The organism is Trinickia symbiotica (assembly GCF_003028655.1).
Lineage (GTDB): Bacteria > Pseudomonadota > Gammaproteobacteria > Burkholderiales > Burkholderiaceae > Trinickia > Trinickia symbiotica_A.
On sequence record NZ_PYUC01000011.1, the window covers coordinates 16,519 to 30,457 of the forward strand.

The 13,939-nt window shown below is 65.9% G+C and carries 12 protein-coding genes; 9 read left to right on the forward strand and 3 right to left on the reverse strand.

Annotation, left to right across the window (positions count from 1 at the left end; genetic code table 11):
• Window positions 1-65 precede the first annotated feature (65 nt).
• Genes C9I57_RS21305 through C9I57_RS21340 form a run of 8 tightly spaced genes read left to right on the forward strand, consistent with a single transcriptional unit; the run spans window position 66 to window position 7,841 of the window.
• Entirely contained in the window at window positions 66-1,424 is a 1,359-nt protein-coding gene (locus C9I57_RS21305) for a type II and III secretion system protein family protein (protein WP_440130238.1), read from the forward strand.
• Between the two features lie 19 nt (window positions 1,425-1,443).
• A complete protein-coding gene (locus C9I57_RS21310) occupies window positions 1,444-1,887 on the forward strand; it encodes a CpaD family pilus assembly lipoprotein (RefSeq protein ID WP_107152627.1) in 444 nt (147 codons plus the stop codon).
• 14 nt (window positions 1,888-1,901) lie between these two features.
• Window positions 1,902-3,128, forward strand: a complete 1,227-nt coding sequence (locus tag C9I57_RS21315) for an AAA family ATPase (RefSeq protein WP_107152628.1) — start codon at window positions 1,902-1,904, stop codon at window positions 3,126-3,128.
• Window positions 3,128-4,585 carry a CpaF family protein gene (locus tag C9I57_RS21320; RefSeq protein WP_258187764.1) on the forward strand — a complete coding sequence of 486 codons (1,458 nt, stop codon included), beginning with the start codon at window positions 3,128-3,130 and terminating at the stop codon, window positions 4,583-4,585. Before C9I57_RS21315 ends, C9I57_RS21320 begins: the two co-directional genes overlap by 1 nt.
• Entirely contained in the window at window positions 4,582-5,565 is a 984-nt protein-coding gene (locus tag C9I57_RS21325) for a type II secretion system F family protein (RefSeq protein WP_107152630.1), read from the forward strand. The genes C9I57_RS21320 and C9I57_RS21325 overlap by 4 nt, the downstream gene beginning before the upstream one ends.
• Window positions 5,562-6,509, forward strand: coding sequence for a type II secretion system F family protein (locus C9I57_RS21330; RefSeq protein ID WP_107152631.1), 948 nt, complete (start codon window positions 5,562-5,564; stop codon window positions 6,507-6,509). Before C9I57_RS21325 ends, C9I57_RS21330 begins: the two co-directional genes overlap by 4 nt.
• A 28-nt stretch (window positions 6,510-6,537) precedes the next feature.
• On the forward strand, window positions 6,538-7,407 hold the full coding sequence (locus C9I57_RS21335; RefSeq protein ID WP_107152789.1) for a tetratricopeptide repeat protein: 870 nt from the start codon (window positions 6,538-6,540) through the stop codon (window positions 7,405-7,407).
• Window positions 7,404-7,841, forward strand: coding sequence for a TadE/TadG family type IV pilus assembly protein (locus tag C9I57_RS21340; RefSeq protein ID WP_107152632.1), 438 nt, complete (start codon window positions 7,404-7,406; stop codon window positions 7,839-7,841). Before C9I57_RS21335 ends, C9I57_RS21340 begins: the two co-directional genes overlap by 4 nt.
• Window positions 7,842-7,850: 9 nt before the next feature.
• On the opposite strand, the gene C9I57_RS33335 is transcribed toward C9I57_RS21340, so the two are convergent.
• The gene (locus tag C9I57_RS33335; protein WP_258187765.1) at window positions 7,851-7,985 is read right to left on the reverse strand and encodes a hypothetical protein; all 135 of its coding nucleotides are present in this window, start codon (window positions 7,983-7,985) and stop codon (window positions 7,851-7,853) included.
• On the opposite strand from C9I57_RS33335, the gene C9I57_RS21345 reads away from it, so the two are divergent.
• Window positions 7,984-8,949 carry a pilus assembly protein TadG-related protein gene (locus C9I57_RS21345; protein ID WP_258187766.1) on the forward strand — a complete coding sequence of 322 codons (966 nt, stop codon included), beginning with the start codon at window positions 7,984-7,986 and terminating at the stop codon, window positions 8,947-8,949. The genes C9I57_RS33335 and C9I57_RS21345 overlap by 2 nt on opposite strands.
• Window positions 8,950-9,070: 121 nt before the next feature.
• Here the strand turns inward: C9I57_RS21345 and C9I57_RS21350 are convergent, their stop codons facing one another.
• The gene (locus tag C9I57_RS21350) at window positions 9,071-10,654 is read right to left on the reverse strand and encodes an efflux transporter outer membrane subunit (RefSeq protein ID WP_258187780.1); all 1,584 of its coding nucleotides are present in this window, start codon (window positions 10,652-10,654) and stop codon (window positions 9,071-9,073) included.
• A 4-nt stretch (window positions 10,655-10,658) separates the two neighbouring features.
• Window positions 10,659-13,922, reverse strand: a complete 3,264-nt coding sequence (locus C9I57_RS21355) for an efflux RND transporter permease subunit (protein ID WP_107152634.1) — start codon at window positions 13,920-13,922, stop codon at window positions 10,659-10,661.
• Window positions 13,923-13,939: the final 17 nt, after the last annotated feature.

Genomic DNA, 13,939 nt, shown 5'->3' on the forward strand with positions numbered 1-13,939 from the left:
GGCTGACGCGCATGCCGGCCTTCCGTTCTTTCACGGCGATGATCTGCGCGGGGCTTTGCCTTCTGATGCTCGCATCGTTCGCATCGCCGCCCGCCCTTGCGGCAACGGCCGCGCAAGCCAACGAGGCGGCACGATCGGCGAACGATGGTGACGTACTGTCAGTGCCGGCCGGCAGCGGCACGATGATCACACTGCCCGAGCCGGCCGTCGCCGTCTTCGTCGCCGATCCCGATGTGGCCGACGTTCACGTGCCGACGCCGCGCTCGGTGTTCGTGCTCGGCAAGAAAGCAGGGACGACGACGCTCTATGCGCTCGGCCCGAACAATCGCCGCATCTTGAGCAAGACCGTCAGCGTCGCGACGGACACCGCCGCCATCGCGCGCCTGCTCGACACGCGTTTTCCGCGGTTCGGCGTCAGGGTGACGAGCGCGCCCGGATCGCTGATGGTGACGGGCAACGTGCCGAGCGCCGCCGACGCCGATGCCGTCGTGCAGACGGTGCAGCCGTATCTGCACGACAAGGAGCAGCTCGTGAATCGCCTCACGATCGCGCATCCGATTCAGGTTCTGCTGCGCGTGAGGATCACCGAAGTCGATCGCAACATCACGCAGCAGCTCGGTATCAACTGGAGCTCGCTCGGGCAGAGCGGAAACTTCATCGGCGGACTCTTCAGCGGCCGACAGCTCTTCACCAACAATTTGTTCAATCTGTCGTCCACCGGCGCGTTTTCGATACTCGGCGCGTTCCATGCCGGCAGAACGACGATCGAGGGCGTGCTGGATGCGCTCGATCAGGAAGGACTCCTGACGATGCTGGCCGAGCCCAACCTCACGGCGATGTCCGGGCAGACAGCCAGTTTCCTCGCGGGCGGCGAATTGCCGATTCCGGTGCCGCAGACCGGCACGACGAGCACGATCACGATCGAGTACAAGCCGTACGGCGTCTCGCTCGACTTCACGCCGACCGTGCTCGCCGACAACCGCATCAGCCTCAAAGTCAAGCCTGAAGTCAGCGAGATCGATCCGACCAACAGCATCACGCTCAATTCGATCGTCGTGCCCGCACTGACGGTGCGGCGCATGGAGACCACCGTCGAGCTCTCGAGCGGACAGAGCTTCGCGATCGGCGGGCTGCTGCAAAGCCGGACGAGCGACGTGCTCGCCGAGCTGCCCGGGCTCGCGCGGCTGCCCGTGCTCGGCAAGCTCTTCTCGTCGAAGAACTACCTCAACAACAAATCGGAGGTAGTCATCATCGTCACGCCTTACATCGTCAATCCGACCGGCCCCGGTCAATTGCGCGGCGCGATCGACAGTGTCATGCGCCCGAGCAGCGATATCGAATACGCGGTCCAGCATTCGCTCGGCATCGATCCGCTATCGGGCGCCTCGCCGCGACTCGTCGGCGCGGCCGGGTTCGTCTACTGATTCGCCGAGGGAAATCGCCATGACCTCACGGCTCGCCTCCATCGCGACACGCATCATCGGCGCTGCCGCATGCACGGCAGGCGTCGCGCTTGCCGGCTGCATGTCGTCGCATCCGCCGCTCGATATCCCGGATGCATCCGTCATCGGCTTTACGCCCGGCGACGGGGGACATGCCGTGCCGCCTTCGTGCGCATCGCTCAATCAGCGCTCGGGCATGCGCGACGCCGGCATGCGGCGTCCCGGCGTCGCATTCGGTTGCGCGACCTACTCGAACCTCGCGGCCATGCTCGCGCGGCCCGCCGATCTCATCGCCCCGCGGCCCTATGCGGGCGCGGATGCGGCACTCGCCGCGAGCGCGGTGCGTCGCTACGAGGAAGGGCGCGTCGCGCCGCTCGGCAATTCGTCGACGTCGGGATACTCGACATCCTCCCCGTCTTCCTCGCCTTCGAACGGCTCTCAGTAACGGAGACGACACACATGGGTGCCCTCGAATCGAACGTTCTGAAACGCCGCGGCCGGTCTTCCGGTAGCGAGCAGCTCGTCGCCGTCGTCGCCGATGCGAGCAGCGAGGAAGTCATCGGCAACGTCATTCGCGATCGGGCGATCGCGAACTCGCACGTCGCGCGCGGCACGCTCGACGAGGCAATCGACATCATGAAGAAGGCGAGCGAGTCCCCTCGCCACCTCATCGTCGATGTCTCGGGCTCGGCCATGCCGATTTCCGATCTCATGCGGCTTGCCGAAGTCGTCGATCCGTCGGTCGCCGTCGTCGTCGTCGGCGAGCGCAACGACGTCGGGCTCTATCGGAGTCTCTTGCAGCTCGGCGTGCAGGAGTATCTCGTCAAGCCGCTCACGGTCGAGTTGGTGCGGCGCGCGATCGACTCGACGGACCCGGGCGCCTCGGCCCGCACGGGCAAGGCGATCAGCTTCGTCGGCGCGCGCGGCGGCGTCGGCACGACCACGATCGCGACGGCGCTCGCCCGTCACCTTGCCGGAACGACGCGCCGCCGCGTCGCCTACGTCGATCTGGATCCGTACGGCGGCGCCGCGGCATCCATGCTCGATGTCGCCAATACCAGCGGGCTCATGGAGCTCATGCTCAATACCCAGCGGCTCGATCAGCAACTGCTCCATCAGGCGCTCGTCGCCCACGACGATCGGCTCTTCGTGCTCGCATCGGAACTCCCGTACAACAGCGACTTCGCCCTGAGACACGGCGCGCTCACGGACCTGGTGGCGATGCTGAAGCGCCACTTTCATTACATCTTGCTCGACTTGCCCCAACGCGCCGGCGGGCTCGTCCAGGAAGCCTTCGACGCGAGCGCGATGATTCACGTCGTGGCCGATCATTCCGTGCACGCCACGCGCGAAGCCGCGCGCTTGTGCCGGTTCGCCGAGGGCCGCGATTCCAATCCCTCCATCGTCGTTCTGCTCAACGAAGCGAGGCAACCCGTCGCGGGCCGCGTGCAGGCAGCCGATTTCACGAGCGCGCTCGGACGCGGGTCGGTACATGCGCTGCCCTATGAGCCGCAAACGCTCGCCATCGCCGAAAGCCTTGGCGAAGCACTCGGCGATCCCAATCGATCGTCGTTCGCACGCGCGATCGTCTCGCTTTCGAACGCGATCACGGGCAGCGAACCGGTAGCAACCGCGAGCTCGAAGCGCTGGTACGCGCGGCTCTTCGCCAAGCGGAGGGCACGCTGATGTTCGGCCGCCGCAACGCCTCGATGCCGATCGACGCCACCGTCGAGCGCGGCGCGAACGAAGCCGAGGCGGCGCATCCTTTCGTCGCGGGCAAGAGCAAGAGCACGCCGCTCGCGCAGGAGGCGGCGGCGGCCGACCCGCCCGCGCCGATACCGCCATCGCCAGGCGGAGCTTCCGCCGCCGACCGCCACGAAGCGCTAATTCGCTCGGAAACGTTCAGGACGATCCGCTCGGCCGTCTTCTCTTCGATGAACATGTCGGCCGCGCTCACGATGTCGCGCCAGGAGGTACGAGAAGGCATCGAGCAAATCGCCGCCGAGCTCATCGCGAAAGATCGCCTCACGCTGTCGCTCGCCGACCAGTCGCTGATCGTCGACGAAATCGTCAACGACATGTTCGGCATCGGCCCGATCGAACCGCTGCTCGCCGACGAGCGGGTGACCGACATCCTCGTCAACGGCCCCGATCAGGTCTACGTCGAGCGGGGCGGCAAGCTCGAGCTGACGCCGCTCAAATTCCGCGACAACGCGCACGTCGTCAACGTCGCGCAGCGGATCGCGGCGGCCGTCGGGCGGCGCGTCGACGAGAGCAGCCCGATGGTCGACGCGCGCCTTGCCGATGGCAGCCGGGTCAACGTCGTCCTTCCGCCGATCGCCTTGCACGGTGCGTCGATCTCGATTCGCAAGTTCGCCAAGCGCAACATCACGCTCGGGCGTATGGCTCAGCAGGGCAATATCTCGCCCACGATGGTCGACGTGCTGCGCATTGCGACGGCATGCCGGCTCAACATCGTCATCTCCGGGGGAACGGGCTCGGGGAAAACGACATTGCTCAACGCACTGTCGCGCTTCATCGACGAAAGCGAGCGTGTCGTGACGATCGAGGACGCCGCGGAGCTGCAGCTGCAGCAGCCGCACGTGGTGAGCCTCGAGACGCGGCCCGAGAACAGCGAGGGACTCGGCGGCGTCTCGCAGCGCGACCTCGTGCGCAACGCGCTGCGCATGCGCCCCGACCGCATCATTCTTGGCGAGACGCGCGGCACCGAAGCATTCGACGTTTTGCAGGCGATGAACACCGGCCACGACGGATCGATGACGACGGTCCACGCGAACACGCCCCGCGATGCGATCACGCGGCTCGAGAGCATGGTCATGATGGCCAACGGCAATCTGCCGTTGATGTCGATCCGCCGTCAGATCGCGAGCGCCGTTCATCTGATTCTGCAAATCGAACGCATGCGGGACGGCATGCGGCGCGTCACCCACGTGACCGAAATCGCCGGCATGGAAGGCGACGTCGTCATCACGCAAGACCTCTTCACGTTCCGCTATAACGCGAGCGCCTATGAGGAGCAGGTCCGAGGCGCGTTCGAAAGCGCCTCGCTGCGCCCCGTCTTCGCGCAGCGGGCCGCCTACTACGGGCTCGAAGAGGCGCTCCTCGCGGCGATGCAATCATGACGCCCGCGGATGTCGTGGCACTCGGCGCATTCTTCGTGATCGTCATCGCGGGGCTTGCCGCGCGCACGCTACGCGCAATGGCGAGACAGCGGCCCGCCTCGCGCATCCAATCGCGCGTTGCAGCGTTCCGCGATCCGCGCGACGGCGCCAAGCCGAAGCGAGCGGAAAAGCCGCGGCACGAGCTGCTTCATAAGCGCTTCAGCGCGAGCGATCAAGCCATGCTGGCGGCGCTCACCGCGTGGCGCGAACGCGTGCGGACTGTTGCCGGCGCGAACGGGATGCGCACGCTCGGCCTCGCCGCCGCGGCGGCATTCATCGTCTGTTTCGTCGGCTTGTCGTTTCTCGGACTATCCCCGCTTTTGCGCCTTGCAGCGAGCGTCGGCGTCGCGTTCGTCGCCCTTCGCTCGGCTTATGCGTGGATGGTTGCGGGCTTTCGCCAACGCTTTCTCAATCAATTCCCCGATACGCTTGATCTCATCATTCGCGCCGTGCGAGCGGGCATCCCCGTCGTCCAGGCGGTCTGCACGGCCGGCGTCGAAAGCGAAGAGCCGGTCCGCGCGACCTTCCGGACCATGGGCGATGCGCTACTCGTCGGCGCCGAGCTGAAAGACGTGCTCGAGCTGGCCGCGCAGCGCTTGCAGCTCGCGGATTTCTCGTTCTTCACGGTCTGCCTGATCCTGCAGCGTGAAACGGGCGGCAATCTCGGCGATACGCTCGAGAACCTCGCCTCCATCGTGCGCACGCGGCGCGACATCCGGGCCAAGAGTAAGGCGCTGACGGCGGAAGGCCGCCTCGCCAGCAAGATGATCGCGGCGGTCCCGTTCGTGATGTTCGCTTTCATGTTTCTCGTCGACCGCGCCTATGTCCAGCTGCTGACCAACACACGTGCCGGACACAAGATTCTCGTGACGGCCGCCGCCCTGATGACGCTCGGCCTCTGGATGATCCGCAAGATTTCCAACCTGGACACATCACGATGATGACCGCCGATTTCTGGCGCAACGCCGCCCTGCTCGCGTTGCTCCTCGCCGCTACGCTCTGGCTCGTCCTGCGTGGCGCGAGCCGGCGCGCGCGTGTCGCGCAGCGCGCACGGCATGTCGTTGCGCGCGCCGCGGCCGCGCATGCGACAGGCGCAAACGCGGCGACGACCATGCCGCAAAAGCTCGTCGGACGCGTCGCCTCGCTCGGCGAACGGATGCCCGTCGTGCAGGCGGAGGAACGCGCCAAGCTCGCGGCGAGACTCGCCGGCGCGGGGTTTCGCGACCGGCGCGCAATCGCGGTCGTCTCCGGGTTCAAGATCCTCGCCGGTGCATGCCTCGCGCTCGGCGCCATCGCTGTCGGCGGACACTTGCCGGGGCTCGGCCAGCTTTTCATTTTTCGCGTGCTGCTGATGGCGGGGGCGTTCGTCATCGGCATGATGCTGCCCGAATACGCGATCGGCTTCGTGGCCCGGCGGCGCCGCAAGGCAATCGCGGTCGCGCTGCCCGATGCGCTCGATCTGCTCGTCATCTGCACGAATGCCGGCAACAGTCTCGTCGTCGCCATCAAGCGCGTGGCGAAAGAGCTCGAGACGATCTGCCCGCCGCTCGCCGACGAGCTCTCGGTCACGGCGGACGAACTGTCGATCGGCGGCGACAGCGCCCAAGCGCTCAATGGCATGGCGGAGCGCATCGGGCTTTCCTCCATGCGCGCGCTCGTGACGACGCTGATTCAGTCGCAAAAGTACGGCACGCCGATTACGCAGTCGCTGCGCACGCTCTCGCGCACGGAGCGCGCCATGCAGATCGTCAGGCTCGAGGAGAAAGCCGCGAAACTCGCACCGAAGATGACGCTGCCGATGATGCTGTTCATCATGCCGACCGTCGGGCTGATCGCGGCAGGGCCCGCCGTCATCCGGCTGATGGTCGTGTTTCGCCACCATTGACGCCTTGATGACATTCGGAGATCGACTCATGAAGCAAACGCCCCGGCCTCGATCGATCACGCTCGCGCTGGCCGCACCCGTCTTCATCGCGAGCGTCCTTGCCGGTTGCGCGAGCAACCATTACGTCGTCCCGCAACCCGTGGCGGCAACGCGCGCGCCCGATGCGGCGGCCGATCAGCGCATCGCGGAAAGCGCGCTCGAAGCCGGCGACACACAGCTCGCCGTCTCGCTCTTCGAGAAAATGCTGAAGGCCGATCCGAACTCGGCCACGGCCCAGCTCGGTCTCGGCGACGCGATGTACGCGATCGGCGATCTCGCGCGAGCGGGGCTGCTTTACGCGCGCGTCGAGGCGCAGGCGCCGGAGGACCCCCGCGCGCAACTCGGGCTCGCTCGCGTCGCGCTGCGCGAGCGCCGCCTCGACGAGGCACTCGCCCGCTACCGCAAGCTCGTCGCGGCCCACCCGGAAAACGCCGTGGCCGCCGAAGGTCTCGGCACAGCGCTCGATCTGCAAGGCAGGCATGACGAAGCCCAGGCCGTCTATCGCGCGGCCTTGCAGCGACATCCCGAGGTGCAGGGCTTGAAAACCGACCTCGGCCTCTCGCTGACCCTGTCGAACCGTGCGCGTGAAGGCGCAAACGTCCTGCTCGACATCGCGGGCCTGCCTGACGCGCCGCCGCAAGCGAGGCAAAACCTTGCGCTCGCCTACGGGATGCTCGGCAACGACGACGCGGCCAAGCGTATTCTCAGCGCCGATATGCCGGCGGAGTCCGCCGAAGACGACTTGCAGTTCTATCGCGGCCTGCGCGCGCGGCTTGGCGCGCCCGCGACGTCCGGCGAGACGCGCGAGCGGCACAGCGAGCCCGTCGCTTCCGAATCGGCGAGCGAGGCGCTTCGATGAGAGCGCGACGGCGCCCGGCGACGAACGAGCGCGGCATCGCGGCGCTCGAGTTCGTCCTGATGCTGCCGTTTCTGATGCTGGTTCTCTTCGGCATCATCGATACGAGCCTCGTCCTTTGCGACAAGGCGGTCATCACGAATGCCGCCGGCGAAGCGGCGCGCGCGGGCGTCGTTCTGCGCGCGTCGCCGCTCACCGCGAGCCAGATCCAGAGCGTGGCGCTCGCGTACACGACGAACAATCTCGTCACGGGCGGCACGGCGACGACCCCGACAGTCACGGTCAGCCCATCGGGCAGTTGCGCCACGGCCGGAAGCGGCAATGCGCTGCAGGTCACCATCAGCTACACGTACAACGGAATCGTCCTCGGTTCAGCGCTGAGCTCGTTGACCGGCCCCGTAACCGTCACGGCCACCGCGGTGAAAAACTGTGAATGACATGCCCCGTCAGTCCGCGAAAGCGATGCGCAGCGCCTCGATGGCCGCGTTCGGCCGGCAGCACGCCGTGCGCCCGCGTGCGCACGCGTCTTCGCGCGCCGCGGCGCGCCAGCGCGGCGCAATCGCGATCTGGATGCTGTTCATGCTGGCACCGCTCCTCATGTTCGGCGCATTCGCCGTCGACGTGCCACGCGTCTTCTCCGCCGCCAACGAACTGCAGAACGCGGCGGATGCGGCCGCGCTCACGGGCGCGGCCACGCTCTCGACGGGCACGAGCGGGCCGAACTGGTCCGGCGCGGCGACGTCGGCAACAGCCGCCATTCCATTGAACAAGTCGGATGGCACACCGCTCTCGACCGGTACCGTGGTGACCGGCTACTGGGATCTCGCCGCGTCGTCGCCGGCAATTCTGCCGCCGAGCACGGTCGCGTTACCGCCCGCCGCTACCGTCGTGCCTGCGGTGAAAGTGACGATCGTGCGCAGTGCGTCGTCGAACGGACTCATCGCGCTGCTGCTCGGCGCATTGCTCGGCATGCCGACGACGACCGACCATGCCACCGCCGTCGCCGTCGTCGCGTCGCCTTCCACGATTCCCGCGGGCGCCCTCTTTCCGGTCGTGCTCGACGAATGCGTGTACAACCAGTACTGGAATTCGGCGACGAATCAGCCCGTGCTCGATTCGTCGGGCAACCCCTATGAATTCGAGATCGGCAACGGTCAACTGTACGGCGGCACCTGTTATGCCGGCCAGTGGACTTCGTTCCTGACATCGTTCAACAATGTCCCGACGGTTCGGGAGCTGATCACGAGCGGCAATCCGTCACCGATCTCGATCGGCGACGACATCTGGCTGCAGCCGGGGGTCAAGGACACGATATACACCAGCGTGCCGACGAACGTCACCGTCCTCATGCCTGTCGCCAGCCAGATCTACAACAAGTCGTACGTCCCCGTCGTCGCGTTCGCCGCGTTTCATATCGATGGCAGCTATGGCGGTAGCAGCAAGTACATCCAGGGCCACTTCGTCGGCGGCTTCAAGATACCGGCGCAGGCCTCCGGCATCGGGCCGAACTTCGGCGGATACGTCGCGCCGCGGCTCGCCTACTGAGCGCGCCCGAGCTCAGAGCAACAACGCGAGACAACGCGAATTCGCATGCAAAAACGCACACGGGCCGGCGCGATGCCGACCCGTGTGAGCGCATTGGAAAAAGCGCGAGTCGCGCCGATCGTCAGCCCGGTGCGGCAGCCGCTTTCACCGCCGACGCGCCGCCCTGCAGCCCGCTCATCGTCCGGTAATCGGTGCCGTCGTCAGGCGCGCGCGGCGTCTCTCCGGCATGCTGCAGCCAGCCGCCGCCGAGCGCGACGTACAAGTTCACGAGCGCCGTGAGCCGCGCCATGCGCGCGTTGATGAGCGATTGCTGCGCGCTATAGAGATTCGTCTGCGCGGTGAGCACTTGCAGATAGCTGTCGACGCCGTTCTTGTACCGCAACGTCGAAAGATCGAGCGTGCGCTGTTCGGCGAACGTATTGCGTTCGAGCGCGTCGATCTGCTGATCGTAGGTGCTGCGAGCGGCGAGCCCGTCGGCTACGTCGCGGAACGCCGATTGAATCGCCTTCTCGTAGTTCGCGACCTGGATGTTTTTCTGGATGTGCGCGAGATCGAGATTGGCGACATTCTGGCCGCCTTCGAAGATCGGCAGCGAGATCTGCGGCGCGAAAGTCCACGCCGCCGATCCCGGCTTGAAGAGCCCGCCGAGCGTCGGGCTCGCCGTGCCGAACGAGCCCGTCAGCGTGATCTTCGGGAAGAACGCCGCACGCGCCGCGCCGATATTCGCGTTGGCCGCGCGCAGCGACGCCTCGGCTTCCATGATGTCGGGACGCCGCGTCAGCAGGTCGGACGGCAAGCCGGCCGGAATGTCGGCGAGCAGTGCCTGATCGTCGAGCTTGCGACCCGGCGGCAGATCGTCGGGCAGCGGCTGACCGAGCAGCAGCACGAGCGCATTCTCGGCCTGCGCCCTCGCGCGCGCCTGCGCCTGCAGATTCGCATTCGCCTGCTCGACGACGGACTCCGCTTGCCGCAGGTCGAGCTCCGAGCCCGTGCCGTTCTCGAACTGCAGCTTGGTGAGCTCATAGGAGGCCCTCGCCGTCTTCAGCGTCTCCTCGGTCACTTGCAGCAGATCGTCGTCGGCGAGCATCGTCACATACTGATCCGCGACCTGCGACACGAGCGAAATTTCGGCCGCCTTGCGCGCTTCGGCCGTGGCGAAGTACTGCTGCAGCGCCTGATCCTTGAGACTGCGAATGCGGCCCCAGAAGTCGAGCTCCCAGGAGGAGCTCAGACCGACCTGGTAGGTCCTCGAAACCGTCCGGTTGAAGAACGACAAATCCTTCGGCGTGCGCTGGACGCTGTCTTCCCCCGTCGCATTGAGCGTCGGGAACAGCTCCGCACGCGTGATCTGGTACTGCGCGCGCGCTTGAGCGACATTCAGCATCGACACACGCAGATCGCGGTTGTTGGCGAGCGCGATCTCGATGATCCGCTGCAGCCGAGGATCGGCGAAAAAGTCGCGCCATCCGATATCGGCGGCAGCCTGACCGTTCGCGCTGCGCGCTGAAACCGGCTGCGTCGCCGGCTCCGCGGGCAGCCCTTTGGGCGGGGTTTCCGGCGCGGGAACCGGCTTGGGCGCGTAGACGCCCGAGCTCGGGAACGTCGCGGCCACCGGGGCGCCCGGACGTTCGTATTTCGGCTGGAATGAGCAGCCGGCGGCGAAGGTCGCGACGGCCACCGTGATTAGGGAGTATTTTTTCTTCAGCATCTTAGTGTCCTCTGCCCGAGCCGCCGCGCGGACCGCCGTTGCCCCCGTCACGGCCGTCCCCACCGTTGCCGTTCCCGTTGAGATCGCCGTTGCCGCCGTTCGCCGATTGCAGCGCATGGTGCTCGGCGGCGAGCCGCGCCGCGGCGTCGGCATCCTCGGTCTCACCCGCGAACTTCGCGCGAATCACGACGAAGAACATCGGGATGAAGAAGATTGCAAGGAACGTCGCGGTCAGCATCCCGCCGATCACGCCCGTGCCGATCGCATGCTGGCTTGCCGAACCGGCGCCGTTGCTGATCGCGAGCGGGAACACGCCGAGAATGAAGGCCATCGACGTCATCAGAATCGGCCGCAGCCGCAGCCGTGCCGCTTCCATCGCCGCTTCCACCGGCCCCATCCCCTCGGATTGCTGCAGTTCGCGCGCGAACTCGACGATCAGGATCGCGTTCTTCGCCGAGAGACCGACCGTCGTCAAGAGGCCGACCTGGAAGAACACGTCGTTCTCGAGCCCGCGCAGCGTGGCCGCCAACAGCGCGCCGATCACGCCGAGCGGCACCACCATGATGACCGAGAACGGAATCGACCAGCTTTCATAGAGTGCCGCCAGACAGAGGAAGACGACGAGAATCGACACGCCGTAAAGGATTGGCGCCTGCGAGCCCGACTGGAGTTCCTGGTACGAGAGCCCCGTCCAGGCATAGCCGATGCCGGCCGGCAGCTTCGCGGCAAGCTTCTCCATCGCCGTGATCGCCTGGCCCGTACTCTTGCCTTCCGCGGCCTGGCCCTGGATTTCGACCGCCGAGATGCCGTTGTAGCGCTCGAGCTTCGGCGATCCGAACGTCCATTGCCCCGATGCGAACGACGTGAATGGCACCATCGTCCCGGCGCCGTTGCGCACGTACCATTTCGACATGTCCTCCGGCGACATGCGGAACGGTGCGTCGGCCTGCAGGTAGACCTTCTTGATCCGGTTGTCCGTATCGAGGAAGTTGTTCACGTACTTCGACGCCCAGGCGATCGAGAACGTCTGGTCGATTGCTTCGGCCGTGACGCCGAGCGCCTGCGCCTTTTCGCGATCGATGTCGATCTTGAACTGCGGCGTGTCGTTGAGGCCGTTGGGGCGCACGAGCGCGAGCGTCGGATCCTTTGCCGCCATGCCGAGGAGCTGGTTGCGCGCGGCCATCAGCTTCTCGTGGCCGAGCCCGCCGTTGTCGGTCAGCTCGAAGTCGAAGCCGGCCGCCGTGCCGAGCTCGGGGATCGACGGCGGGTTGAACGGGATCACCATCCCGTCCTTGTAGCTCGCGTAATGCATGAACATGCGCTGGATGACCGCCTGCACCTTCTGATCCGCGTGCTGCCGTTCGCTGTAGTCCTTGAGCCGCACGAAGACGAGGCCCGAGTTCTGACCGCGGCCGGCGAAGCTGAACCCGTTGACGGTGAAGACCGATTCGACGACGGACTTCTCCTGGTTGAGCAGATAGTCGGCGATGTTCGAGAGCGTCCTGCCCGTGGTTTCCTGCGTCGAACCGGTGGGCGTCTGCACGAGGATGAACGCGTAGCCCTGGTCTTCGTTGGGCAGGAACGACTTCGGCAGCCGCACGAAGAGCATCCCGATTGCGACGATCACGGCGATGTAAATCAGCAGCCACCGGCCCGAGCGACGGATCACGTGGTGGACGCCGCTCTGATACTTCTCGCGGCTGCTGTTGAACGTCCGGTTGAACCAGCCGAAGAAGCCTTTCGTCTCTTCGTGATGCCCTTGCGGAATCGGCTTCAGAATGGTCGCGCAAAGCGCCGGCGTCAGAATCAATGCGACGAGCACCGAGAGCACCATCGCCGCGACGATCGTGAGCGAGAACTGCCGATAGATCGCGCCGACCGAGCCGCCCGAAAGCGCCACCGGCACGAACACCGCGGACAGCACGAGCGCGACGCCGACGAGCGCACCGGTGATCTGGCCCATTGCCTTTCTGGTCGCCTCGCGTGGCGAGAGCCCCTCCTCGGCCATCACGCGCTCGACGTTCTCCACGACGACGATCGCGTCGTCGACGAGCAGACCGATCGCGAGCACGAGCCCGAACATCGAGAGCACGTTGATCGAGAACCCGACGGCGTTCATGATCGCGAACGTGCCGAGCAGCACGACCGGCACCGCGATCGTCGGAATCAGCGTCGCGCGCAGGTTCTGCAGGAACAGATACATCACGAGGAACACGAGCACGATGCCTTCGAGCAGCGTCTTGATCACTTCCTCGATCGAGAGGCGCACGAACGGCGTCGTGTCATACGGGTACTTCACGGCGAGGCCGTGCGGGAAGTACTTCGACAGCTCGGCGACTTTCTGGCGCACGAGCTTCGCCGTCTGCAGCGCGTTCGCGCCCGTGGCGAGCTGAATGCCCATGCCGACCGTCGGCTGGCCGTTGTACGCCGTATCGACGTTGTAGTTCTCGCCGCCGAGCTCGAGGCGCGCAACATCCTTGATGCGTACCTGCGAGCCGTCCTGGTTGACCTTCAGCAGGATATTGCCGAACTGCTCCGGCGTGCGCAGCAGCGTCTGCTCGGTGATCGTTGCCTGCAGCATCTGCCCCTGCACGGCGGGCGTGCCGCCGAGCTGGCCGGCCGCGATCTGCACGTTCTGATTCTGGATCGCCGTGGAGACGTCGACCGGCGTGAGCCCGTAGTTCGTCAGCTTGTTCGGGTCCAGCCAGATCCGCATCGCGTACTGGGTGCCGAACAACGACAAGGTACCCACGCCGTCGATACGGCTCACCGGATCCTGAATGTTCGACGCCACGTAGTTCGCGAGGTCGTACTTGTTCATGCTGCCGTCTTCGGAGACGAAGGCGAGCACCATCAAGAAGCTGCTGCTCGACTTCGTCACCTTCGTGCCGAGCTGCTGCACGACGGACGGCAGGAGCGGCGTCGCAAGCGACAGCTTGTTCTGCACCTGCACCTGCGCGATGTCAGGGTTCGTGCCGGCGGCGAACGTCAGCGTGATCGTCGCGGTGCCCGAGTCGTCGCTCGTCGACGACAGGTAGAGCAGGTGATCGAGACCGCTCATCTGCTGCTCGATGACCTGCGTCACCGTGTTCTCGACCGTCTTCGCCGAGGCGCCCGGATAGCTCGCGGAAATCTGAATCGAAGGCGGCGCGATCGTCGGGTATTGCGCGATCGGCAAATTGAAGATCGACGCGACGCCCGCGAGCATCAGGATGATGGCGATCACCCACGCGAAAATCGGGCGATCGATAAAAAACTTGGCCATTTGACGGGACTCCCGTG

Excerpts from the sequence above, each read along its gene's own strand:
- C9I57_RS21325 (WP_107152630.1), top strand. The coding sequence starts at position 4,582 with ATGACGCCCGCGGATGTCGTGGCACTCGGCGCATTCTTCGTGATCGTC.
- C9I57_RS21320 (WP_258187764.1), top strand. The coding sequence starts at position 3,128 with ATGTTCGGCCGCCGCAACGCCTCGATGCCGATCGACGCCACCGTCGAG.
- C9I57_RS21310 (WP_107152627.1), top strand. The coding sequence starts at position 1,444 with ATGACCTCACGGCTCGCCTCCATCGCGACACGCATCATCGGCGCTGCC.
- C9I57_RS21330 (WP_107152631.1), top strand. The coding sequence starts at position 5,562 with ATGATGACCGCCGATTTCTGGCGCAACGCCGCCCTGCTCGCGTTGCTC.
- C9I57_RS33335 (WP_258187765.1), bottom strand. The coding sequence starts at position 7,985 with ATGAACAGCATCCAGATCGCGATTGCGCCGCGCTGGCGCGCCGCGGCG.
- C9I57_RS21340 (WP_107152632.1), top strand. The coding sequence starts at position 7,404 with ATGAGAGCGCGACGGCGCCCGGCGACGAACGAGCGCGGCATCGCGGCG.
- C9I57_RS21355 (WP_107152634.1), bottom strand. The coding sequence starts at position 13,922 with ATGGCCAAGTTTTTTATCGATCGCCCGATTTTCGCGTGGGTGATCGCC.
- C9I57_RS21305 (WP_440130238.1), top strand. The coding sequence starts at position 66 with ATGCTCGCATCGTTCGCATCGCCGCCCGCCCTTGCGGCAACGGCCGCG.
- C9I57_RS21315 (WP_107152628.1), top strand. The coding sequence starts at position 1,902 with ATGGGTGCCCTCGAATCGAACGTTCTGAAACGCCGCGGCCGGTCTTCC.
- C9I57_RS21335 (WP_107152789.1), top strand. The coding sequence starts at position 6,538 with ATGAAGCAAACGCCCCGGCCTCGATCGATCACGCTCGCGCTGGCCGCA.
- C9I57_RS21345 (WP_258187766.1), top strand. The coding sequence starts at position 7,984 with ATGCTGGCACCGCTCCTCATGTTCGGCGCATTCGCCGTCGACGTGCCA.